This is a genomic window from Comamonas sp. FUJ_7, assembly GCF_057369555.1.
In genome coordinates, this window is sequence record NZ_JBXXZI010000003.1 from 71,336 (window position 1) to 92,082 (window position 20,747).

Genomic DNA, 20,747 nt, shown 5'->3' on the forward strand with positions numbered 1-20,747 from the left:
CCACCAAAGGGCTGTCTCTATCGGACAGCTATGAGAGAGATCCGGAAGGCTTACTCCGCCGTCATCTGCGCAGCAGTGCCCGACTGGTACTTGGCCACTGCCGTGGTGTAGGCAGGGCTGGCCAGCAGGCGCTGATACTCGGCATAGGCTTTGCGATATTCAGGGCTGTGCTCGGACTCGACATAGCCCACTGGCGATGGCAGAAAGCCCAGCCCTGACTGATGGAACATTTCCAGATCAGCCAGTACTTCCGCACGGCTCTTGCCGCTGTTGGAGGAAGCGGCCTGAGGAAGATCCTGAGCCATGGCAGCAGCGGCGCTGGCGGTCAAAACAACGGTAGCAAGCAAGCGGGTAGCGAAGCGCATTTCAATCCTTTTCAATCACAAGGCCAAAGCCTCAAAGCGGTATGACTGGACTATGCGTCACGCCCCGTTTCCGGGTCTGTGCGTTTTCTCACGCCGAAATTGATTTCGCCCTAAACCCGGCTCACTCAGCGCGCTTCTTCCAGCAGCAAGCGCAGGCCATCAATATGGCAAATGCGCAGATTGCGCCCCTCACGACGCAGCAGCCCCAGACGGGTCAGGCGGGACATCTCACGCGCCACCTCTTCGCGGCTGGTGCCCAGCATGCGCGCCAGGTCGTTCTGGCGTGGCGACGGGCTCAGCAAGGCCTGATCGTCCTGAATTCCTTCTTTCTCCGCCTGCTCCAGCAACTGTGCATGCAGTCTTCCGCGCACCGATAGCGTGCCCATGTTCACCACGCGGCGCGCCAGCATGGTCGACAGCTCCACCAGATGTTCAATCACCACACGAATAACCTGAACGTCACTGGCGATCAGGGCCTCCAGCTCCTCTTTGGAGAGCGATGCCACCAGGCTTGACTCGGTAGCCTGAACCTCGACAGGCAGTTGCGCATTGGCATCTGGCTGCGTCATAGGCCCGAAAAATCGCCCTGTCGTGATCTGGCCCAGCATCAGCTCTCGCCCGTTGACGCCATAACTGCTGACACTGAGACTGCCAGCGCACAGCATGTATAGCCGCTGATCCATATACGGCCCATGCAGCACCTGCCCGGCCTCCAGCCTGTGCCAGTGGCAGCGCTCGGCCAGTTGTGCCAGCTTGTCATCCGTCAGCGAGTCCAGCAAACGTATATTGCGCAGCCCTTGCCAGGCCATGACCGGCGGCGTGGGTAGCTCAGGGGCAATAGGCGTCGATGTTGAATGCGACATAAAGACGTCCGGCAAACAGATTGGCTCACAGCATAGTGACAGCCCGCAAAAGGGAAATGGTCTGTTTGCAGTTGTTGTGCGAGTGCAGCATCGCATAGACTCGCGCACAATTTGCCTTGCAAGCCATACCAACAAACCCCATCAGGAGACACACATGACCGCCACCGGCACGCCTTACGGCACCATCCCTCCCTCCTCGCCCCAGCCTCAGCGCCGCCCCATCAGCCTGCCGCGTCTGGCGCAAATGCGTGCTGCCGGTGAAAAAATCACCATGCTCACCGCCTATGACGCCACATTTGCCGCCGTCGCCGACGCGGCTGGCGTGGAATGCATTCTGGTGGGCGACTCGCTGGGCATGGTCTGCCAGGGCCTGCACAGCACCGTGGGTGTGACGCTGGAAGACATGAACTATCACACCGCAAGTGTGGTGCGCGGCCTGCACCGTGCCCAGGGCACAGCCTGGGTTGTCGCCGACATGCCTTACGGCAGCTATGCAGAAAGCCCCGAGCAAGCCATGCGCAGCGCCTGCCAGCTGATGCAAGCCGGCGCGCATATGGTCAAGCTCGAAGGCGGCGGCTGGACTGCACCTACCGTGCGCTTTCTCGTCGATCGCGGCGTGCCCGTCTGCGCCCACCTGGGCCTGACACCGCAGACCGTTCATGCCCTGGGCGGCTACCGCGTGCAAGGCAAGGACGAGCAAGCCGCCGCCACGCTGCGCCAGCATGCGCTGGAGTTGCAGGATGCCGGGGCCAGCATGCTGGTGCTGGAGATGGTGCCCGCCGCCTTGTCCGCCCAGCTGACGCAAGAGCTGAAAGACTGCCACACCATTGGCATTGGCGCGGGTAACGGAACCGCCGGTCAGGTCTTGGTGCTGCACGACATGCTGGGCGTGAACCTGGGCAAGATGGCCAAATTTGTGCACAACTTCATGGCCGATGCAGGCAGCGTCAAGGGCGCAATGGAGGCTTATGTGCAAGCGGTCAAAAACGGAACATTCCCCGACAACGCACTGCACGCCTGGTAAAAACGCCAGCGCGCACATTCCCCAAAGGACTTCTCTTGAACACACTCACCCACGCTTATTTCGGTCTTTTGTCCACGGTCAGACTGCAGGACACGGACGTGATCTGGGAAGTCCCTCAGAGCCTGAACGGCCAAGCGGTTGAAACCTGGCTCTGGGCCGATCCAGCCACCTCGCTGGATGCCGCCCTGCTCGATGACTTCGCCAGCACGCTGGACATGCTGCCCCAGCTGGATCAAAAAGCCCGCGCCGCCCTGATCCAGCATCTGCAGACAGAAAGCGACTTCATCCACATGCTGACCGATGCGGCCCGCCAGGACAGCGCCGCCAAGATGCCCACCATGCAGGCCTTGCTGCAACAAGCAGACGCCGCAGGTCAGGAGCATGTTCAGGTAGCCGACTTTGTCGCTGCGCTGCAGCTGAGCAACATCAGCCTCTGGTGCAGCCATGACGACGAGCCTGTGGTGCTGGACTATCGCCTGGACCCCAAAGGCAACGACCAGATCCTGGCCGTGAAGTGCGATGCACAGGGAAACATTACTGAAATCGCTTGGGAAAGCTGAAAACTTCGATCATGCAAATCGTTCACACCATCCCCGATCTGCGCGCCGCTCTCGCGGGCGTGCAGCGCCCGGCCTTTGTGCCCACCATGGGCAACCTGCACGAAGGCCACCTCAGCCTTGTGCGAGAAGCCTGCCACAAGGCTGATGTCACCGTGGCCAGTATCTTTGTGAATCGCTTGCAGTTTCTGCCGCACGAAGATTTTGATAGCTACCCACGCACATTTGATGCCGACTGCGCCAAGCTAAAGGCCGAAGGCTGCAGCATCGTCTTCGCCCCCAAGGAAAAAGACCTCTACCCCGAGCCTCAGACCTTCAAGGTGCAACCCGATGCACAACTGGCCGATATTCTGGAGGGCGAGTTCCGCCCCGGCTTCTTCACCGGCGTCTGCACCGTGGTCATGAAGCTGTTCCAGGCCGTGTTTGCCACCACCGGCGGCGGCGTGGCCGTTTTCGGGCAAAAAGACTATCAGCAGCTGATGATGATCCGCCGCATGGTGCAGCAGTTTGCGCTGCCAATTGAGATCATCGGCTGCGCTACAGCCCGTGCCGACAGCGGCCTGGCCCTGAGTTCGCGCAATGGCTACCTCAGCGACGAGCAGCGCGTGCAAGCCATGGCGCTGTCGCAAGCCCTCAAAGCGCTGTCTGACGCTGCGCGCCAGGGCGGCAAGCTGGCCGATCTGGAAGTCCAGGCTATGGCCGACCTACGCGCCAAGGGCTGGGAGCCTGACTACCTGACAGTGCGCCAGCGCAGCGACCTGCAGCAGCCCGCCGATGCCCGCAGCGGCGATCTGGTCGCACTGGGTGCAGCACGCCTGGGCGGCTCCAATGGCACGCGCTTGATCGACAACCTGGAGTTTTAAGCTCTCGAAATCACCCCCTGAGGCGCTTTGCGCCTTCCCCTCTCTCGCTTTGCTTCGCAATGCGGGAGAGGGACGACAGCCTTGCTGCAGGGCAGCCCTTGCAGGCTGTCTCTGATCTGCGCCGCGCCAGCCTGATACGCCTGCTGCAATGATCACGCCGCCAGCTTTCAAAGCCAGCTCAACACTGGTAAGAGCCCACAGCGCATTGGCTGGGCATAGCTCTCAGCTCCAGCCCCTGGCCCTTGAGTCGGCAGAGCAAGCCCCCCGCAAACTCCAGCTCCAGAGCAAAGTTGGCATCGCTGTCAAAAGGCAGGGGCAGGCTGCGCAAGCGCTGCCCGGCAATCTGCAGCTGCGCGTGCTGCACACGACCTACGGCTGACAGAATTTCAGTCAAATCGACCGCAACCCCTTTATCCACCCGCGCAAGCCGCTTGCATATCAATAGCAAAGGCTGCCACACCCCCTCTCCAGCACCGGTTCGTTCAGCGTCATACAAGCGTGCTGCAGAGAAGCGAACCTGCAATCCATCCCCCTCCAGGCTGACCTGCGCGACCTCGGAATCTTCAAGCTCAAAAATCATGCGGCCAAGCATAGCCGCAGAGAACTCAGGCTGGCACCTTGGCAACAGCAGCTCCAAGCAGGCTCGCTCATACTGCGTGGCACCGGACGCCAGAACCCCAAGGAGCCAATATGAGCGAAAAGCTCTATCTCGACGACCTGTACGTGGGCCAAAAATTCATCAGCGAAGGCTACCCGCTGGATGAGGCGCAAATCATCGCCTACGCCAAGCAGTTCGACCCGCAGGTCTTTCACACCGACCCCGAAGCTGCCAAGCACACCTTTTTTCAAGGTCTGGCCGCCAGTGGCTGGCATACGGCTTCCATCAGCATGCTGCTGGTGACGCAAAGCATTCCCCTGGCCGATGGCGTGATTGGCGGCGGCATGGAAGAGCTGGCCTGGCCCCAGCCCACGCGCCCCGGCGATGTGCTGCATGTGGAATCCGAAGTTGTGGAGATCATCCCCTCCAAGTCCAAACCCAACCGCGCCATGGTGCGCGTGCTTTCCCAGACCAAAAATCAGCGCGGCGAGGTGTTGCAGCGCTTCAGGCCCAAGATGGTCTGCTTCAAGCGTCCTGAGGCCTGAAAGACAAAAAAGCGAGTGCCTTGTGGACACTCGCTTTATGGGTTGGATGCTCCCTGCTCAGTTGCGGTAAATCCAGTAGTCCCGCAAGGTCGTCGCATCGGTGCTTAGCAAACGATAGGCCGCTGGCTTTTCATCACTGTTCAAAACCAGCACGCCTTCAAAATCAGGCGCCAGTGCGGCGCAGGCTGTGGTGGAGAGTTTGAGCTTCAGCATGTTCGGCAATGACGTAGCCGACACCGAGCCTTGAAGCTTGCAACTGTTTTGTTCGCCAGCAGTCGCTTGTAAAACACCGCTATCCAGAATCGAAAACTCTGCAACCTCAGAGTTCGGCAAGCGCACCTGATAACTACCCGCAGCAGCGCTCACCTCAAGTATTTCGCTGCTTTGAGACGTCGACGTCAGGAAAACCACGTCACTGGATTCCAGAGCACCTGCAATCAGCGTGAATTTCGATTTGTCACCTGTTCGAGCCAAAGCCGTCTTCACTTTTTCACCTGCATCCACGAAATACAGCAGTCTGCTCCCATCGGCGCCAGCCGTATATCTGCCAACGATCAGGTCCGCGCCCTGCTCTGAGGAAACCGTATAGACACCTGGGCCCAGGTCAGGAATATTCAGCTTTGCGGCGGGAGCAGGCTTAGAGGGCGGTTCCACACCATCCCCGCCACAGGCGACCAACATGCAGACTGCTCCCGTCAGCAGTGCCAGAGGGAATGACTTCTTCATCAGCCTTCCCTCCCGTTACTTGGTTCTGATCTGATCAATTCGCAGACGCAGCCACTCCTGCGCTGCGGGGCGAGCCTCATATGCCAGCTGCATGGCAGACACAGAAATTCTGTCGCTCACCACCACAGATTCATCTTCCTTTTGATGAGCCTCTGCCGTGGCTGGATTGCTTTGCTTTACCAGGCGGTAGTTGAACGGCGCCTTGCTGGTAAAACCAATTTCATAGAGATCAAAGCTGCCCTGCTTGCTGAAGGCGAACGGCATTGTGACGCTTGCACTGTCGGGAATATTGACATTCAAAGCCATGCCGGCGGGTAGCAACTTCCCTGTTTTGGCCTGATCGGCCAAAGCCTTTACCAGCTGGCTTGTCAGCGCTGCGGCAATTTCTGACTTGGGGTTGGCTAGCGCTGGGTCATCCACCGTTTTTGAGCTGGCACTGATGGCTATGGCCGGAATACCACGAATCAGCGCAAACTGTGAAATACCGACCGTGCCGGAAGTGATATTGAGCGATCCCAGGTTGAAGCCTTCGTTCGGCCCGGAGATCACCAGATCAGGACTCTTGTTCCAGCGCGCCATGGCAGGCACATCCAAGCCGTACATTAATGCCATGACAGGAGTTCCATGAACGTAATGCCAGTCTCCGTTGGTGAAATCAGCTTTTTTCATGGGGCCCGCTGAGGGATCCCCAATAGCGGCCGCGCCATTACGACAGCCGTTGTCTTTGGTGATATCCGTGTCTGCCAAGGCATTGATAGTAGTGGTGCTGTACATCACCACCCCGCCGCCACGGCCGCTTTGCTGAGTGCAGGGGATGGAAACAATGACATCGTGGCCAGCCGCTTTCAGACTGCTATAGAGAGCCTTGACATTGCTGGTCAAACCATCGTCGTTACTGACAACAATATTCAAGGCATGAGCGCTGTTGCACAGCAAAAGTGCACAAGCGGCGGAAATCATCCATTTATCCAAAATGTATCCCGTTCCTTTGATTGATCTGCTGCGGCCTAAGAGGCCAAGAGCAGATTAAAGGAAGGTTTTGAAATCCCCGCTATGAGTTGCATGTAGTTTGAATGGGGGATGAAAAACAAGCTTGATTGCTTAAATCACTTATGGCCTTCAACCACTGCAAGCTTTTGCAGCGCACGGGAAAAACAGTACTTTGCTCACTCACTGCCCCTCGCGCAGCAAAAAACCGGAGCACTGCTTAATATCGCCCACCGGCACTGCCTACCCTGCACAGGTAGCGCCTCACTTGCTGCTGCGATATGAACTCCCCTTTTACCCTGAACCGTTGGCGTGCCGAATGGGCACCCAGCGTGCCGCGTGAACTGCTGGCCGGTGCCGTTGCCACATTTGCGCTGATTCCCGAGGTCATTGCCTTTTCCTTTGTCGCGGGTGTGGACCCGGCGGTGGGGCTGTATGCCTCTTTCATCATCAGCATCGTGATTGCGGTGTTTGGCGCACGTCCGGCCATGGTCTCGGCAGCGGCCGGCTCGGTGGCGCTGGTGGCGGCTCCGCTGGTCGCATCGCACGGTCTGCAATATCTGTTGGCAGCAGGTCTGCTGGCGGGGGCCATGCAGATCGCTTTCGGGCTGTGCAAGATGGGCTCTCTGGTGCGCTTTGTCTCCAGCTCGGTGCGCACGGGCTTTGTCAACGCACTGGCTATTCTGATTTTCTCGGCCCAGCTACCGCATTTGCAGGGCGCCAACGCCGTCACCTGGGCCATGCTGGCGCTGGGTCTGGCCCTGATCTACGGCCTGCCCTGGTTAGGGCAGAAACTGCAGATCAAAGCGCTGACGCTGATTCCCTCCCCGCTGATCTGCGTGCTGATCTTGACGCTGCTGGGCAGCTTCATGGGTCTGCCGCTCAAGACAGTGGCCGATCTGGGGCATCTGCCGGACAGCCTGCCGCTGCTGGCCCTGCCCGAAATCCCCGCCAGTCTGGAGACGCTGCGCATCATTGCTCTGCCCGCACTGGCCATTGCCATGGTGGGTTTGCTGGAGTCCGTACTTACCGCTGCCGTGGTGGACGACCTGACCGGCACGCCCAGCAACAAAAGCCAGGAGTGCACGGGTCTGGGTCTGGCCAATGTGGCATCCAGCCTGTTCGGTGGCATTGCGGGCTGCGGCATGATCGGTCAGGCCGTGGGCAATGTGAAATATGGCGGTCGCGGTCGCCTGTCCACCCTGTTTGCCGGTGTCTTTTTGCTGGTGCTGATGGTGGTGCTCAAGCCCTGGGTGTCCAAAGTTCCGGTGATTGCTCTGGTGGCCATCATGGTCATGGTCTCGGCATCGACCTTTGAATGGCGCTCACTGGGCAGCCTGCGCCGCCTGCCACTGATGTCCACCGCTGTCATGTTGCTGACCGTAGTCATCACCATCGCCACGCACAACCTGGCGGCTGGCGTGATCGCCGGAGTGCTGCTGTCTGGCGTTTTCTTCAGCGTCAAGGTGGCGCGCATGCTGACCGTGCAAAGCCATGTGGATCAATCCAGCGGGCGACTAACCTGGACGGTGAGCGGCCAGGTATTTTTTGCCTCGGCCGATGCGTTGATCGAGGCCTTTGACGTGCGCTCAGCCGCCGGTCAGCCGGTTTGCATCGACGTCACAGGTGCGCATTTCTGGGACATCACGGCCATTGGTGCTCTGGACAAGGTGGTGCAACGCCTGCGCCAGCATGGCTGCGACGTGGAAGTGCGCGGGCTGGATGCCAGCAGCCAGCGCCTGATTGAGCGCATCAAGGTTTAGGTTCTAGCAAACTCTGCGCCTGCTGGAGCAAAGCCTGCTCCAGCCATTGCACGCTGCCGTCCGCAGGCCGGTGCAGCGGCAGCAGCATGTGCACCTGAAAGGGAATGGAAAAAGCCAGCGGACGCACCACCAGTTGCGACCCGGCACAGGCCCGTGCCGTCAGCGGGTTGACGATGGCCACACCCAGACCATGCTGCACCATGGCGCAGACGGCAACTGCGCTAGCTGTCTCCAGCCCGGTCTGCCGCTGCACGCCAGCAGCCGCAAACACGGCGTCGATCTGCACACGATAGGGATCGTCGCGCGCCAGGCTGATAAAGCTTTCCCCCTCAAAATCCTCGGCCTGTAGCAGTGGCTTGCGCGCCAGTGCATGCCCGGCTGGCAAAACTGCCACCTCATCCATGGCAGGCAAAGGCTGGCTGCGGGTGCCCGGCGGTGCATCGGCCTGCTCGCTCAAACCCAGGTCAAAGCGCTGGGCCGCCATCCACTCCTGCAGCAAAGGCGCTTCCTGCGTGCTCACGCTCACGGCCACCTCGCCGTGACTTGCTCGCAATCGCGCCAGCGCTCCCGGCAGCAAGGCATGGCTGAGCGCCGGCAGACACAGCACGCTGATATGGGCGGCCTGCGGGCGTCCCAGCTCCTGCGCGCGGTCAATCACGCGCTCCAGCCCCTGCCAGCTGCGCTGCACCTCATCCCACAGCAGCAGCGCGCGCGCATTGGCGCGCAAGCGGCCTTGCACGCGCTCGAACAGCGCATAGCCCAGCAGTTGCTCCATGCGCGCCAGCTCACGACTGACCGTAGGCTGCGAGGTGTAGAGCAAGGCCGCAGCCCCGGTCACGCTGCCCGCCGTCATCACGGCGCGAAAGACCTCGATATGGCGATGGGTGATGCGGCTGGTCTGGAGTTCATTCATGGCGCATAAGCATATCCATAATGAATTAACTTCACAAAAACAAGCATTGGACTGAATACAGAGAGAAGGGCAACATACCCGTTAATGTGAGCAAAAAGGCCTGATGCCTAGATGCAGCCTGCGTTGACAGCTATGAAAGTTCAAGACCATGTCCAATCCCTTCGCTCCCGCCCAACTCTGGAATCTGGCCGACGAATTCGGTACCCCGCTGTGGGTCTATGACGCCGCTACCATCCGCGAGCGCATTGCCCAGCTCAAGGCTTTCGACACCGTGCGTTTTGCGCAGAAGGCCTGCTCCAACATCCACATCCTCAAGCTGATGCGCGAGCAAGGCGTGAAGGTCGATGCGGTTTCGCGCGGCGAGATTCTGCGTGCGCTGGCTGCGGGCTTTACGCCCGGCTTTGGCGAACCTGCCGACATCGTCTTCACCGCCGACGTAATGGACGAAGCGACTCTCGCCACCGTGGTGGAGCACAAGGTGCCTGTGAACGCAGGGTCGATTGACATGCTGCACCAGCTGGCTGCCGTCTCTAAGGGCCACCATGTCTGGCTGCGCATCAACCCCGGCTTTGGCCACGGCCACAGCAACAAGACCAATACCGGCGGCGAGCACAGCAAGCACGGCATCTGGCACACCGAGCTGGAAACCGCGCTGAAGGCTATCGTTGACGGCGGCCTGGTGCTGGCCGGTCTGCACATGCACATCGGCTCCGGCGTGGACTACGGCCATCTGCAGGAAGTCTGCGGCGCCATGGTCAAGCTGGTGGAACGCACCAAGGCAGCAGGCGTGGACCTGCATGCGATTTCCGCTGGCGGCGGCCTCTCCATTCCATACAAGCAAGGTGACGCCACCATCGACACCCACCATTACCACGGGCTGTGGGATGCCGCACGCAAGCAGGCCGAAGCCATCGTCGGCCACAGCCTGGGTCTGGAGCTGGAGCCCGGCCGCTTCCTGGTGGCCGAGTCCGGCGTGCTGCTGGGCACCGTGCGCGCCACCAAGAATGCGGGCAGCAACCACTTTGTGCTGGTCGACACCGGCTTTAACGAACTGATGCGCCCCAGCATGTACGGCAGCTACCACGGCATGGAAGTGCTGCGCCGCGATGGCCAGCAACTGCCTGCGCAGGACAGCGTGGTGGCCGGCCCGCTGTGCGAATCGGGCGACGTATTCACCCAGGGCGACGGCGGCGTGGTGCTGCCGCGCTCTCTGGCTGGCGCCAGCGTGGGCGACTTGCTCGTGATTCACGACACGGGCGCTTATGGCAGCTCCATGTCCAGCAACTACAACACCCGCCCGCTGGCCGCCGAAGTGCTGGTCGATGGCGGCAAGGCGCAGCTGATTCGCCGCCGCCAAACCGTTGAAGAATTGCTGGCGCTGGAACTAGGCTTGTAACTCAAGCTCCCCCTGAGGCGCTCTTCCTGGACCGATCCACGCCTTCCCCCTCTCTCGCTTTACTCCGCAATGCGAAAGGGGGAGGACAGCAACGCCGCGAGGCGGTTCTTGCTTGCTGTTTAGGTCACACATCCCTCTCTCAGGCTGCTTTATATTTTTGATAGCTGCTAGCGCTCGCTCTTTTTAACTTTCAGATGCAAAAGCATCCGAAATCTATGAATACCAAGCGCAAGTAGCTATTGTTTTTACAGCCTATACAGCCTATTCACCGCGCGGGTCACGCGCCATCAGGTGCTGCACGGCTTCCGTCACGGGCAATTGACCGTCCAGCAAGGCCACCACGGTTTCGGTGATCGGCATCTCCACGCCCGCCTGACGGGCTCGCGCCAGCACTGTGCGGGCGCTGTACACACCTTCGGCCACATGGCCTAGCGATGTCACGGCCTGCTCCAGCGTCTTGCCTTCGGCCAGCAGCAGTCCTACCTTGCGATTGCGCGACAGATCGCCGGTGGCAGTCAGCACCAGATCCCCCAGACCGGACAGTCCCATAAAGGTTTCGGTACGCGCCCCCAGTGCCACGCCCAGACGGGTCATTTCCGCCAAGCCACGGGTGACCAAAGCTGCGCGGGCGTTAAGCCCCAGACTCAGGCCATCGCACAAACCAGTGGCAATGGCCAGCACGTTCTTGACGGCTCCGCCGACCTCTACGCCCACGATGTCGTGGTTGGCATAGACACGCATGGCCTCACCGTGAAAAGCGCTGACCAGCAGCTCGCTGACGCCCTCATGGGCGCTGGCTGCCACCAACGCCGTAGGCTGCTGGCGCGCCACCTCGGCCGCAAAGCTGGGGCCGCTGAGCGCGCCACTTTTAAGCTGCGGTGCCACCTGCTGGCAGACCTCATGCGCCATCAGGCCAAAGCTGCCGGCCGGTGCATCGGCAGGCACGGCCTCAAAGCCCTTGCATAGCCAGACTACGGGCATGCGGCAGTCTTTGAGCTGAATCAGCCACTGGCGCAGCGCCGCCATGGGCGTGCCCAGCACGATGAGATCGGCTGTAGCCACCTGCACCATCACATCGCCGCTGACCACTTGCAGCGCTTCGGGAAAGGTAATGCCCGCCAGATAGCGATTGTTGGCACGATCAGACTGCATGCGCTGGGCCTGCGCCTCATCACGCGCCCATAGGCGCACGCTGCGTTGGTCCGGATGGGTGGCCGCGCTGATGGCCATGGCCGTACCCCAGGCTCCAGCGCCGATGACAAGAATGTTCATAGGAAGTTTGATAGCAGTTTGCGCACAGCCCATAAGCAAAAGAGGCCTCCAGGGCCTCTTTTTTTGTGCCTTGATGCCGATTCTTGCACGGCGCAGGAGTCGGTCTTGGCAACGAGCTTACGGTCTTACTGAGCCAGCTGACCTTCGGCTTGTGCTGCGGCAGCGGCTTGCTGCTGCTCGTACATGGCCTGGAAGTTGATTTCGGCCAGATGCACGGGAGGGAAGCCGGCGCGGGTCACCACGTCAGCCACGTTGCCACGCAGGTAGGGGTAGATGATCTGGGGGCAGGCAATGCCGATCACGCCGCCCATCTGGTCTTCGGGCACGTTGCGGATTTCGAAGATGCCGGCCTGCTTGGCTTCGACCAGGAACACGGTCTTGTCCTGAATCTTGGTCTGCACAGTGGCAGTCACAGCCACTTCGTACACGCCTTCAGCCACGGGGTTGGCTTCCACGCCCAGTTGAATGTCCACGCTGGGTTGCTCTTGCTCCAGCAGGATGGCGGGAGAGTTCGGCTGCTCCAGGGACAGGTCCTTCAGGTAAACGCGCTGGATCTGGAACACGGGGCTGTTGTCTTGTTCGGCCATGATGAACTTGGTCTTTCAGAAAAATCTTGAGGGGGAAATGCAAATGCCTGCGATGAAAATCAGCACTAGGCTATCTTCACAGCAGGCATTTCCATGAAATAGCGCTTTGCATTATGCAGTGACAGCCAAGGGCTTCATCTTAGCAAGCAGCCCAAAGTGCAATTTCATGTCTTAGTGGTAGCGAGCTCAGTCAGCTTTGCAGCAGAGGTACCAAGCCGCCCTTGGCATCCAGGGCCATCAAGTCATCGCAGCCCCCCACATGGGTGTCGCCAATAAAAATCTGAGGCACAGTGCGGCGGCCAGTAACCTGCATCATGTGCTCACGTGCAGCGACGTCGAAATCGATACGCACTTCTTCAATGTTCTCCACGCCCTTGGACTGAAGAATCTGCTTGGCACGAATGCAGTATGGACAGACGGCGGTGGTGTACATCTTTACGGCTTGCATGGGGCAACTTCCTTTGATCTCTCTGTCGGTACAGGCGTCTGCTGCACCGCTCAAAATAAACAGCTGAGGGCTGAATCAGGCTTTTTCAACCGGCAGGCCGGCATCGCGCCAGGCCTTCATGCCACCTGCCAGTGCCTGGGCCTTTTCGTAGCCCAGCTTCTTGGCCACGGCTTCCGCACGCACGGCACGAGCACCAGAGGCACAGACCAGCACAACAGGCAACTGCTTGTTCTTGACGGTCGTGGGCAGCTTTTCTTCCAACTGGCTCAGAGGCAGGTTCTTGGCTGCATTGACATGGCCCGCAGCAAACTCTTCAGGCTCACAGACATCAATGACCACCGCTTTTTCGCGGTTGATCAGATGCACGGCAGCGGCTGCGGACAGGGAGCCACCTGTGGCTCCGCGCAATGCAGGCACAAGCAGCATCACGCCTGACGCCACAGCAATCAGGATCAAATACCAGTTTTCAATGATGAAATTCACGTCATTCCTTGGGATGGCAAACCTGCTGATTTTAGAGGCTGAGAGCGTTTCCAGCCTTGAGTTCATCCTTCCAACCTGCACTCTTCAATCCCTCACTCCCGTCTGGCATAGCCCGCCAAGAGAGCAGGCGCTCTCTTCAATGACCGAAAAGCCCCACAGGAATCCAGCCCAGCAAGGAGAAAAGCCGGCACCCTCTTTCCATATCCAGGGCCTGGGCAAAGGGCCTGCCTCTAGAATGTGCGGTTTTGACTTTGAGTCATTACTGCTTCGCTACTTTGAGAGAATCCATGTACAAGCTCGTTCTGATCCGCCACGGTGAATCCACCTGGAACCTTGAAAACCGCTTCACCGGCTGGACCGATGTGGATCTGACTGCCACCGGCGTCGAACAGGCCAAGAAGGCCGGCCAATTGCTCAAGGCCGAAGGCTATGACTTCGATGTGGCCTACACCAGTGTGCTCAAGCGCGCCATTCGCACTCTGTGGCATGTGCAAGATGAAATGGACCGCACCTGGCTGCCCGTGGTGCACAGCTGGCGCCTCAACGAGCGTCACTATGGTGGTCTGCAAGGCCTGAACAAGGCTGACATGGCCAAGCAGTACGGCGACGAGCAAGTGCTGATCTGGCGCCGCAGCTACGATGTGCCGCCTCCCGCTCTGGAAGCGACAGACCCGCGCAGCGAACGCAGCGATGTGCGCTATGCCAAGCTGCAGCCCGAGCAGATTCCTCTGACCGAATGCCTCAAGGACACGGTCGAGCGCGTCGTGCCCTTCTGGAACGAGTCCATTGCCCCCGCCATCAAGGCCGGCAAGCGCGTGGTCGTGGCGGCTCACGGCAACTCCATCCGCGCCTTGATCAAATATCTGGACAATATTGCTGACGACAAGATCGTGGCCGTCAACGTGCCCAACGGCATTCCTCTGGTCTACGAACTGGACGCTGACCTCAAGCCCATCCGTCACTACTACCTTGGCGACGCGGAAGCCGCCGCCAAGGCAGCAGCAGCCGTGGCAGCTCAAGGCAAGGCCTGAGTCCCATACACAGCCCTGGCTTCGGCGCGCTGAACCAGGGCTGACTCAGTCAAAGAAGGCCTATGGAACCTCATAAGTCTTCTGTCGTCCAAGGTGTATATTGCGAATGGTTTAAGGGGTGCTATGGGTCAAAAAATCAAAATTGCAGGCTGGATCTCTGTAGGCGTGGTCGCTGGTGCATTGACTACCGTATCCCTGCAGACGCTGGCCCGTGGGGGTGTCACGCCTCTGCCACTGGAGGAAATCCAGCAGCTTTCAGCCGTTTTCGGCCTGATCAAGACCGACTATGTTGAGCAGGTCAGCGACAAGAAGCTGATCACCGATGCCATCTCCGGCATGGTTTCCAGCTTGGACCCCCACTCGCAGTACTTCGACAAGAAGACTTACAAAGAATTCAAGGAAGGCACTTCCGGCAAATTCGTGGGTGTAGGCATCGAGATCACCATGGAAGATGGGTTGATCAAGATCGTCTCTCCCATCGAAGGCTCTCCGGCATTTCGTGCTGGGCTCAAGACTGGCGATCTGATCACCAAGATCGACGACACGGCAGTCAAAGGCCTGTCACTCAATGATGCCGTCAAGCGTATGCGTGGTGAACCCAACACCAAAGTACGCCTGAACATCCTGCGCAAGGACGAGAGTCGCAGCTTCCCCGTCACCATCATCCGCGAGGAAATCAAGACTCAGTCTGTCAAGGGCAAGATGGTCGAACCTGGCTACGCATGGATTCGTCTGAGCCAGTTCCAGGAACGCACTGTCGATGACTTTGTCCGCAAGGTCGAAGAGATCTACAAGCAGGACCCCAACCTGAAGGGCTTGGTACTGGATCTGCGCAATGATCCAGGCGGCTTGCTTGATGCTGCGGTGGCCATCTCTGCAGCCTTTTTGCCGCCCGATGTCCCCGTGGTCTCCACCAATGGCCAGTTGGCTGAAAGCAAGGCTGTCTATAAAGCCTCGCCCGAGTTCTATGCCCCACGAGGCTTTGGCGATCCTTTGCAACGCCTGCCTGCTGCCTTGAAAAAGCTGCCGCTGGTGGTTTTGGTCAACGAAGGCTCGGCCTCTGCCAGCGAAATCGTGGCCGGTGCACTGCAAGATCACAAGCGTGCCACCATCATGGGCAGCCAGTCTTTTGGCAAGGGTTCGGTACAAACCGTTCGTCCACTGGGTCCCGAGACCGCACTCAAGCTGACGACAGCACGCTACTACACACCCAGCGGAAAATCCATTCAAGCCAAGGGCATTGTCCCTGATCTGATGGTTGATGAAACTGCAGAAGGCAATCTGTATGCCGCTCTGGGCATGCGAGAAGCAGACTTGGAAAAGCACCTGTCCAGCGGGCAAGAAGCCGAAGTCAAGAACGAAGCGCTTGAGAAGGCTCGCGAAGAAGCGCGAAAGCGTCTGGAAGAAGAGGCCAAGAAGCCTGTAGCAGAGCGCCGCTTGCCTGAGTTCGGCTCGGAAAAAGATTTCCAACTGCAACAAGCATTGAACAAGCTCAAGGGACAGCCCGTCAAAGTCAGCAAAACTCTGACGGAGCGCAAAGCCGAAGAAAAGCCTGGCGATGAAACCTCTGCCGACAAGAAGTCATCCGAGTCCAAGAAGGCTCCTGAAAAAATCGAATCGGATAACAATAAAAATTAGTCCCCGGGCTGGCAGCCCACTCAATAGGATCAGCCGGGCTTGCCCGGCTTTTCTCTTGGAATCATGGAAGCAAACCGATGAATGACGACCAACTGCTGCGCTACTCTCGCCACATCATGCTCGATGAAATCGGCATCGATGGTCAGGAGCGCATCCTGGCTTCTCATGTAGTGATCATTGGAGCAGGCGGCCTCGGCTCCCCTGCCGCGCTTTACCTTGGCTCTGCCGGTGTGGGTCGTATCACCATTGTCGACAATGACACCGTCGACCTGACCAATTTGCAGCGCCAAATAGCACACACAACGGAACGTATAGACATGCCGAAAGTAGAGTCTATTCGTGCTGCCGTGCTAGCCATCAACCCAGGAATCGAGATTCATTGCGTCCAGCAGCTTGCAACTCCAGCCTTGCTAGATGATCTGCTTCCTCAAGCGAGTGTTGTCCTCGATTGCACCGACAACTACAAAACCCGACACCTCATCAATACAGCTTGCGTACGCCACAAAGTTCCCCTGATTGAAGGTGCAGCCATCCGCTTTGATGGTCAGTTGATGGTCATTGATCCTCGCAACCCAGACAGTCCATGTTATGCATGCGTTTTCCCACCCAATGCGGAATTTGAGGAAGTGCAGTGTTCGACCATGGGTGTCTTTGCCCCCGTGGTCGGCCTGATCGGAACTATGCAGGCTGCAGAAGCATTGAAAATCATTGCCGGGTTTGGCCATTCCTCTGTCGGACAACTTCAAATGCTGGACGCTCGCTCCATGGAGTGGAGTAGGATGAAACTAGCTAGGGTTAAAACCTGTGAAACCTGTGAAACCTGTTGCTCATAAGGAATTATTTATAAAAAAGAACCATACAATAGCGCTTCTCTTTGAGCGTAATAAGTTTACCTTTATGAGATTTTGAAGAATCAGAAATCTCTAAGTCACTTCTTCATCAAGCAACTACTGCCGTGAAATTACGTACTTTTTTCGTTGAAGACAACCCTACGATTCGCGAAAATTTGATTGCGACGCTGGCGGAGCTTGCCAACATTGAAGCAGTAGGGGCTGCAGAGACTGAAACTGATGCTATTCAATGGTTGAGTCAACATTCAAACGCTTGGGACTTGGTCATTGTTGACCTGTTTTTGCGAGAAGGAAGTGGTCTGGGTATCGTGGCCTCGCTCCAACATAGAGACCCTAGCAAGACACTGGTAGTACTGAGCAACTATGCAACAGCTGATGTTAGAGAACGCTGCCTTGAGCTCAATGCGAACTCAGTATTTGACAAATCCAATGAAATTGACACCCTAATAGACTTCTGCATCAATCTCAGCGATTGTAAAGCTTGAAACCAAATAAAAAAGGCTTGAACATTCAAGCCTTTTTTATTTAGCATTTTTGATTAATCAATCAGGCGATTCTTCAAGGCATAGTAAGTCAAATCACTATTTGAAGAGAGCCCCATTTTCTCCATAAGCCTTGTTCGGTAGGTACTCACAGTCTTTACACTCAAGGAAAGAGATTTCGCAATATCACCTGCGGTCTCTCCTCTGGCAAGCTTCAGGAAAACTTGAAACTCGCGTTCAGACAATTGCTCATGTGCAGGGACATCATCTTTGCGATTGAGCTGTTGAGCCAGAAGATCTGCAACAGTAGGCGTCAAATAGCGCCGTCCTAAAGCCACCGTTCGAATTGCCTCTGCAATATCCTGAGGGTCACACTCCTTATTCAAGTATCCACTAGCGCCTTGTCGAATCAGATTGATTGCATAGTGCTCCTCAGGGTATCCACTAAGTATCAAAATCCCCATATCTGGCGCTTTGGCTCTGAGCATGGCTAAAGCATCGATGCCACTTTGCCCAGGCATGGACAAGTCCATCAGCAGCACGTCAATTTCTTGCTCTCGAACCAGGTCAATGGCTTCTCGCCCATTACCCGCCTCTCCGACCACTCTCAGATCCACATGCTCCGACAGGAATTGGCGTAGTCCTGATCGAACAATTGCATGGTCATCCACTATGCCTACTTTGATCATGAACACCTCTTTTCAGGAAGTTGCGCTCCTCTCAAAGCGCATAACATTCTTAAAACCCGCACTATGATGTCAGTCATTGACGCTAGGATTATGCAGAATATCAGGGATTTGCCTTGTAGGTGAGAGGATGTAGATGCGCTGGACAAATATCCGCAAAATTGCAGTCAGCCTGACGATCGCAGTCATTGCGGCAGTCTTAATGGTAAGCATTAATGAAGCTGGCTATAAGCGCTCATTACAAGCACTGGAAACTCTTACACAGAATCAATCAACAAGGGCCAAGCTCAATGCACTGATGCAGCAAATGCTTGATGCGGAGACAGGTCTTCGCGGCTATCTGCTGACAGGCGAGGATAGATATTTATCCCCTTATACCTCCGCAATAACAGCCATCGGCGGAAGCATGGACGAATTGCGCAAGGTCTTCATCATGGACCCCAAAGACCTGGCCATATTCACGCCACTTGCCAGACAAATTGAGCGAAAAACCAGTGAGATGGAGTTAAGCCTGCGCCTATACCAGCAGGGAAACACTGAGGCTTGGCGCTTCGTCATGTTTACGGATGTGGGTGTAGAGAACATGGAGGCCATACGCACTCATACCCAGTCTTTGATGCGCAGCATCGACCAACGCGTCAAATCCAACCTTTCCGATATCGATCAGACACTGGGCTTATCGCGCCTCGGCATTGCAACCGTCACAGCCCTTGGAATTCTTGGGTTCTTCATGTATCTGCGTCAGGCGAGTGCGCTTCAACACGCTCACCTTCGAGAGCAAGAGATTCAGCGCGAAGAACGCAATCGTCTGGAGGAAGTCGTACGCGAACGCACTGCCACCTTGACTGAGCTTGCCACCCATCTGCAACAAGTTCGAGAAGACGAGCGAGCTCATCTAGCACGAGAGCTGCATGATGAGCTTGGCTCTCTTCTCACAGCCGCAAAGCTGGATGTTGCTCGTCTCAAGTCCAAGATTGATATATCCGCACCAGAAATCGCTGAGCGCGTGACCCATCTCATCGAAACGCTCAACAGCGGCATCGCTCTCAAGCGCCGCATCATTGAAAACCTACGCCCATCTTCTTTGTCAAACCTAGGGCTGACCACCGCTCTGGAGATTCTGACTCGCGAGTTCGGAGATCGCAGCAGCATTGAAGTGGAATGCAGTTTAGAGCCTGTTGACTTACCGGACTCCACACAATTGACTGTCTACCGAATAGTTCAAGAGTCATTAACCAATATCGGAAAATACGCCAAAGCCAACCATGTGATCGTCACTGTGCACAACTACCCCACGTATGTAGCAGTGCAAATTCAAGATGATGGTCAAGGCTTTGAGCCAGCTAGCATGCGCCCCAATTCACACGGTCTGGCCGGCATGAGACACCGAGTCGAGGCTGTTGGAGGCAGGCTGACAGTAGCCTCGCAGCCTGGCAAGGGCACTACCATCTCTGCCGTCATTCCTCTCTCCAGCATCAATAGCTAAAAATGAGAAGTGAATAGGTAATCCCCCCGCAATTCCAGCGCACTGAGAAGTAGAGACTCTCACAGGAGAATCTCTACCATGAAGAAATCACGTTTCACCGACAGCCAGATCATCGACGCACTCAAGCGAGCAGAGGCGGGCCTGACAGTCCCCGAGCTCTGTCGTGAACTGGGTGTCAGCTCGGCAACGTTCTACAAGTGGCGAGCCAAGTTTGGCGGCATGGACGCTTCGCTCATGGCTCGCATGAAGGAGCTCGAAGAGGAGAACCGGCGACTGCGCAAGATGTACGTCGAGCAGAAGATCAAGGCGGAGATCGTCTCGGAGGCTCTCGCAAAAAAGTGGTGAAGCCATCTCGCCGACGTGAGATGGCGCAATGCAGCAGCACGGCGTGTCGATCCGGTCTGCCTGCCAGGCATTCCAGATCAGCCAAGCCTGCTATCGCTATGTGGCTCAGCGCAGTATGGAGGACGACGAAATCGGCCAGTGGCTGCTGCGCCTGGCCGACAACAACCGCAACTGGGGCTTTGGCCTGTGCTTTCTTCATCTGCGCAATGTGCGTGGCTTTGCCTGGAACCACAAACGCGTCTACCGTATCTACCGGGAGTTGGAGCTGAATTTGCGCATCAAGCCACGCAAGCGTCTGGTACGTGAGAAGCCTGAGCCACTGACGGTGCCCGAGACCTGTAACGAAGTCTGGTCGATGGACTTCATGCATGACCAACTGGAAGACGGTCGCAGCATACGGCTGCTTAACGTGATCGATGACTTCAACCGTGAAGCTTTGGGCATTGAGGTGGACTTCTCATTGCCATCGCATCGTGTGATTCGGACTCTGACGCAGGTCATCGCCTGGCGTGGAAAGCCACGAGTGATACGTTGTGACAACGGGCCGGAGTACATCAGCGCCACGTTGCTGCACTGGGCCAGCAGCCAAGGAATCCGCATCGAGCACATCCAGCCTGGCAAGCCCCAACAGAATGCCTATGTGGAGCGCTTCAACAGAACGGTGCGCTACGAATGGCTGTCACAGTATTATTGGAACGACCTCGATGAGGTTCGGGAGTTCGCCACGCAATGGATGTGGCGCTACAACCATGAACGCCCAAACATGGCATTGGGCGGGATCACCCCTAAACAGCGGCTGGCCATGGCCGCATAGCTCTACTTCTCAGAGCGGTGGTTT

General features: G+C 57.5%; 22 protein-coding genes and 1 pseudogene. 12 read left to right on the plus strand and 11 right to left on the minus strand.

Annotation, left to right across the window (positions count from 1 at the left end; all coding sequences use genetic code 11):
* Positions 1–50: 50 nt before the first annotated feature.
* Positions 51–365 (minus strand): DUF4148 domain-containing protein, encoded by a 315-nt coding sequence (locus AC2I9W_RS05775; RefSeq protein WP_486409065.1) that lies wholly within the window; start codon positions 363–365, stop codon positions 51–53.
* A gap of 125 nt (positions 366–490) precedes the next feature.
* Positions 491–1,228, minus strand: coding sequence for a Crp/Fnr family transcriptional regulator (locus tag AC2I9W_RS05780; RefSeq protein WP_486409066.1), 738 nt, complete (start codon positions 1,226–1,228; stop codon positions 491–493).
* A gap of 154 nt (positions 1,229–1,382) precedes the next feature.
* Here AC2I9W_RS05780 and panB point away from each other — a divergent pair, with 154 nt between their 5' ends.
* The 3 genes from panB to panC are packed head-to-tail and all read left to right on the plus strand — an operon-like array spanning position 1,383 to position 3,672.
* Entirely contained in the window at positions 1,383–2,252 is an 870-nt protein-coding gene (panB, locus tag AC2I9W_RS05785) for a 3-methyl-2-oxobutanoate hydroxymethyltransferase (protein ID WP_486409067.1), read from the plus strand.
* Between the two features lie 35 nt (positions 2,253–2,287).
* The gene (locus AC2I9W_RS05790) at positions 2,288–2,812 is read left to right on the plus strand and encodes a DUF2004 domain-containing protein (protein WP_486409068.1); all 525 of its coding nucleotides are present in this window, start codon (positions 2,288–2,290) and stop codon (positions 2,810–2,812) included.
* An 11-nt stretch (positions 2,813–2,823) separates the two neighbouring features.
* Positions 2,824–3,672: a pantoate--beta-alanine ligase gene (gene panC, locus AC2I9W_RS05795; RefSeq protein WP_486409069.1), complete on the plus strand. Its 849-nt coding sequence runs from the start codon at positions 2,824–2,826 to the stop codon at positions 3,670–3,672.
* A gap of 178 nt (positions 3,673–3,850) precedes the next feature.
* On the opposite strand, the gene AC2I9W_RS05800 is transcribed toward panC, so the two are convergent.
* Positions 3,851–4,252 carry a hypothetical protein gene (locus tag AC2I9W_RS05800; protein ID WP_486409070.1) on the minus strand — a complete coding sequence of 134 codons (402 nt, stop codon included), beginning with the start codon at positions 4,250–4,252 and terminating at the stop codon, positions 3,851–3,853.
* Between the two features lie 110 nt (positions 4,253–4,362).
* On the opposite strand from AC2I9W_RS05800, the gene AC2I9W_RS05805 reads away from it, so the two are divergent.
* Positions 4,363–4,815 carry a MaoC family dehydratase gene (locus AC2I9W_RS05805; protein ID WP_486409071.1) on the plus strand — a complete coding sequence of 151 codons (453 nt, stop codon included), beginning with the start codon at positions 4,363–4,365 and terminating at the stop codon, positions 4,813–4,815.
* A 57-nt stretch (positions 4,816–4,872) separates the two neighbouring features.
* Here AC2I9W_RS05805 and AC2I9W_RS05810 read toward each other — a convergent pair whose 3' ends face one another.
* A complete protein-coding gene (locus AC2I9W_RS05810; RefSeq protein WP_486409072.1) occupies positions 4,873–5,541 on the minus strand; it encodes a hypothetical protein in 669 nt (222 codons plus the stop codon).
* Positions 5,542–5,556: 15 nt separating this feature from the next.
* Positions 5,557–6,501 carry a 5'/3'-nucleotidase SurE gene (locus tag AC2I9W_RS05815; RefSeq protein ID WP_486409073.1) on the minus strand — a complete coding sequence of 315 codons (945 nt, stop codon included), beginning with the start codon at positions 6,499–6,501 and terminating at the stop codon, positions 5,557–5,559.
* 308 nt (positions 6,502–6,809) lie between these two features.
* Here AC2I9W_RS05815 and AC2I9W_RS05820 point away from each other — a divergent pair, with 308 nt between their 5' ends.
* Entirely contained in the window at positions 6,810–8,291 is a 1,482-nt protein-coding gene (locus AC2I9W_RS05820) for a SulP family inorganic anion transporter (protein ID WP_486409074.1), read from the plus strand.
* Here the strand turns inward: AC2I9W_RS05820 and AC2I9W_RS05825 are convergent.
* Positions 8,281–9,204: a LysR family transcriptional regulator gene (locus AC2I9W_RS05825; RefSeq protein ID WP_486409075.1), complete on the minus strand. Its 924-nt coding sequence runs from the start codon at positions 9,202–9,204 to the stop codon at positions 8,281–8,283. The genes AC2I9W_RS05820 and AC2I9W_RS05825 overlap by 11 nt on opposite strands.
* A gap of 148 nt (positions 9,205–9,352) precedes the next feature.
* Between AC2I9W_RS05825 and lysA the strand changes: the two genes are divergently transcribed.
* Positions 9,353–10,600 carry a diaminopimelate decarboxylase gene (lysA, locus tag AC2I9W_RS05830; protein WP_486409076.1) on the plus strand — a complete coding sequence of 416 codons (1,248 nt, stop codon included), beginning with the start codon at positions 9,353–9,355 and terminating at the stop codon, positions 10,598–10,600.
* Between the two features lie 261 nt (positions 10,601–10,861).
* Here lysA and AC2I9W_RS05835 read toward each other — a convergent pair whose 3' ends face one another.
* The 4 genes from AC2I9W_RS05835 to AC2I9W_RS05850 all read right to left on the minus strand — a co-directional run bounded on the left by AC2I9W_RS05835 (position 10,862) and on the right by AC2I9W_RS05850 (position 13,390).
* Positions 10,862–11,872 (minus strand): NAD(P)H-dependent glycerol-3-phosphate dehydrogenase, encoded by a 1,011-nt coding sequence (locus AC2I9W_RS05835; protein ID WP_486409077.1) that lies wholly within the window; start codon positions 11,870–11,872, stop codon positions 10,862–10,864.
* Between the two features lie 125 nt (positions 11,873–11,997).
* A complete protein-coding gene (gene secB / locus AC2I9W_RS05840) occupies positions 11,998–12,459 on the minus strand; it encodes a protein-export chaperone SecB (protein WP_158393235.1) in 462 nt (153 codons plus the stop codon).
* 190 nt (positions 12,460–12,649) lie between these two features.
* On the minus strand, positions 12,650–12,907 hold the full coding sequence (grxC, locus tag AC2I9W_RS05845; RefSeq protein ID WP_486409078.1) for a glutaredoxin 3: 258 nt from the start codon (positions 12,905–12,907) through the stop codon (positions 12,650–12,652).
* 75 nt (positions 12,908–12,982) lie between these two features.
* Positions 12,983–13,390 (minus strand): rhodanese-like domain-containing protein, encoded by a 408-nt coding sequence (locus AC2I9W_RS05850; RefSeq protein ID WP_486409079.1) that lies wholly within the window; start codon positions 13,388–13,390, stop codon positions 12,983–12,985.
* Positions 13,391–13,677: 287 nt separating this feature from the next.
* On the opposite strand from AC2I9W_RS05850, the gene gpmA reads away from it, so the two are divergent.
* The 4 genes from gpmA (at position 13,678) to AC2I9W_RS05870 (ending at position 17,395) form a co-directional block, all read left to right on the plus strand.
* Positions 13,678–14,421, plus strand: a complete 744-nt coding sequence (gene gpmA, locus AC2I9W_RS05855; RefSeq protein ID WP_158393241.1) for a 2,3-diphosphoglycerate-dependent phosphoglycerate mutase — start codon at positions 13,678–13,680, stop codon at positions 14,419–14,421.
* Between the two features lie 123 nt (positions 14,422–14,544).
* Positions 14,545–16,059, plus strand: coding sequence for a S41 family peptidase (locus AC2I9W_RS05860; protein WP_486409080.1), 1,515 nt, complete (start codon positions 14,545–14,547; stop codon positions 16,057–16,059).
* Positions 16,060–16,136: 77 nt separating this feature from the next.
* On the plus strand, positions 16,137–16,892 hold the full coding sequence (locus tag AC2I9W_RS05865; protein WP_486409081.1) for a HesA/MoeB/ThiF family protein: 756 nt from the start codon (positions 16,137–16,139) through the stop codon (positions 16,890–16,892).
* Positions 16,893–17,014: 122 nt separating this feature from the next.
* Positions 17,015–17,395: a response regulator gene (locus tag AC2I9W_RS05870; protein ID WP_486409082.1), complete on the plus strand. Its 381-nt coding sequence runs from the start codon at positions 17,015–17,017 to the stop codon at positions 17,393–17,395.
* A gap of 53 nt (positions 17,396–17,448) precedes the next feature.
* Here AC2I9W_RS05870 and AC2I9W_RS05875 read toward each other — a convergent pair whose 3' ends face one another.
* The gene (locus tag AC2I9W_RS05875; protein ID WP_158393249.1) at positions 17,449–18,081 is read right to left on the minus strand and encodes a response regulator; all 633 of its coding nucleotides are present in this window, start codon (positions 18,079–18,081) and stop codon (positions 17,449–17,451) included.
* Positions 18,082–18,214: 133 nt separating this feature from the next.
* Between AC2I9W_RS05875 and AC2I9W_RS05880 the strand changes: the two genes are divergently transcribed.
* Together AC2I9W_RS05880 and AC2I9W_RS05885 are read left to right on the plus strand one after the other, a co-directional pair.
* Positions 18,215–19,564: a sensor histidine kinase gene (locus AC2I9W_RS05880; RefSeq protein ID WP_486409083.1), complete on the plus strand. Its 1,350-nt coding sequence runs from the start codon at positions 18,215–18,217 to the stop codon at positions 19,562–19,564.
* A gap of 78 nt (positions 19,565–19,642) precedes the next feature.
* A pseudogene (locus AC2I9W_RS05885) lies at positions 19,643–20,723 on the plus strand (IS3 family transposase).
* Positions 20,724–20,747 lie beyond the last annotated feature (24 nt).

What these genes read in the sequence shown, in the direction of transcription:
- AC2I9W_RS05780 (WP_486409066.1), bottom strand. Translation starts at nt 1,228, where the DNA reads ATGTCGCATTCAACATCGACGCCTATTGCCCCTGAGCTACCCACGCCG.
- secB (WP_158393235.1), bottom strand. Translation starts at nt 12,459, where the DNA reads ATGGCCGAACAAGACAACAGCCCCGTGTTCCAGATCCAGCGCGTTTAC.
- AC2I9W_RS05805 (WP_486409071.1), top strand. Translation starts at nt 4,363, where the DNA reads ATGAGCGAAAAGCTCTATCTCGACGACCTGTACGTGGGCCAAAAATTC.
- lysA (WP_486409076.1), top strand. Translation starts at nt 9,353, where the DNA reads ATGTCCAATCCCTTCGCTCCCGCCCAACTCTGGAATCTGGCCGACGAA.
- AC2I9W_RS05820 (WP_486409074.1), top strand. Translation starts at nt 6,810, where the DNA reads ATGAACTCCCCTTTTACCCTGAACCGTTGGCGTGCCGAATGGGCACCC.
- gpmA (WP_158393241.1), top strand. Translation starts at nt 13,678, where the DNA reads ATGTACAAGCTCGTTCTGATCCGCCACGGTGAATCCACCTGGAACCTT.
- AC2I9W_RS05810 (WP_486409072.1), bottom strand. Translation starts at nt 5,541, where the DNA reads ATGAAGAAGTCATTCCCTCTGGCACTGCTGACGGGAGCAGTCTGCATG.
- AC2I9W_RS05825 (WP_486409075.1), bottom strand. Translation starts at nt 9,204, where the DNA reads ATGAATGAACTCCAGACCAGCCGCATCACCCATCGCCATATCGAGGTC.
- AC2I9W_RS05860 (WP_486409080.1), top strand. Translation starts at nt 14,545, where the DNA reads ATGGGTCAAAAAATCAAAATTGCAGGCTGGATCTCTGTAGGCGTGGTC.
- AC2I9W_RS05865 (WP_486409081.1), top strand. Translation starts at nt 16,137, where the DNA reads ATGAATGACGACCAACTGCTGCGCTACTCTCGCCACATCATGCTCGAT.
- AC2I9W_RS05800 (WP_486409070.1), bottom strand. Translation starts at nt 4,252, where the DNA reads ATGATTTTTGAGCTTGAAGATTCCGAGGTCGCGCAGGTCAGCCTGGAG.
- AC2I9W_RS05880 (WP_486409083.1), top strand. Translation starts at nt 18,215, where the DNA reads ATGCGCTGGACAAATATCCGCAAAATTGCAGTCAGCCTGACGATCGCA.
- AC2I9W_RS05815 (WP_486409073.1), bottom strand. Translation starts at nt 6,501, where the DNA reads ATGATTTCCGCCGCTTGTGCACTTTTGCTGTGCAACAGCGCTCATGCC.
- panC (WP_486409069.1), top strand. Translation starts at nt 2,824, where the DNA reads ATGCAAATCGTTCACACCATCCCCGATCTGCGCGCCGCTCTCGCGGGC.
- AC2I9W_RS05875 (WP_158393249.1), bottom strand. Translation starts at nt 18,081, where the DNA reads ATGATCAAAGTAGGCATAGTGGATGACCATGCAATTGTTCGATCAGGA.
- AC2I9W_RS05835 (WP_486409077.1), bottom strand. Translation starts at nt 11,872, where the DNA reads ATGAACATTCTTGTCATCGGCGCTGGAGCCTGGGGTACGGCCATGGCC.
- panB (WP_486409067.1), top strand. Translation starts at nt 1,383, where the DNA reads ATGACCGCCACCGGCACGCCTTACGGCACCATCCCTCCCTCCTCGCCC.
- AC2I9W_RS05775 (WP_486409065.1), bottom strand. Translation starts at nt 365, where the DNA reads ATGCGCTTCGCTACCCGCTTGCTTGCTACCGTTGTTTTGACCGCCAGC.
- grxC (WP_486409078.1), bottom strand. Translation starts at nt 12,907, where the DNA reads ATGCAAGCCGTAAAGATGTACACCACCGCCGTCTGTCCATACTGCATT.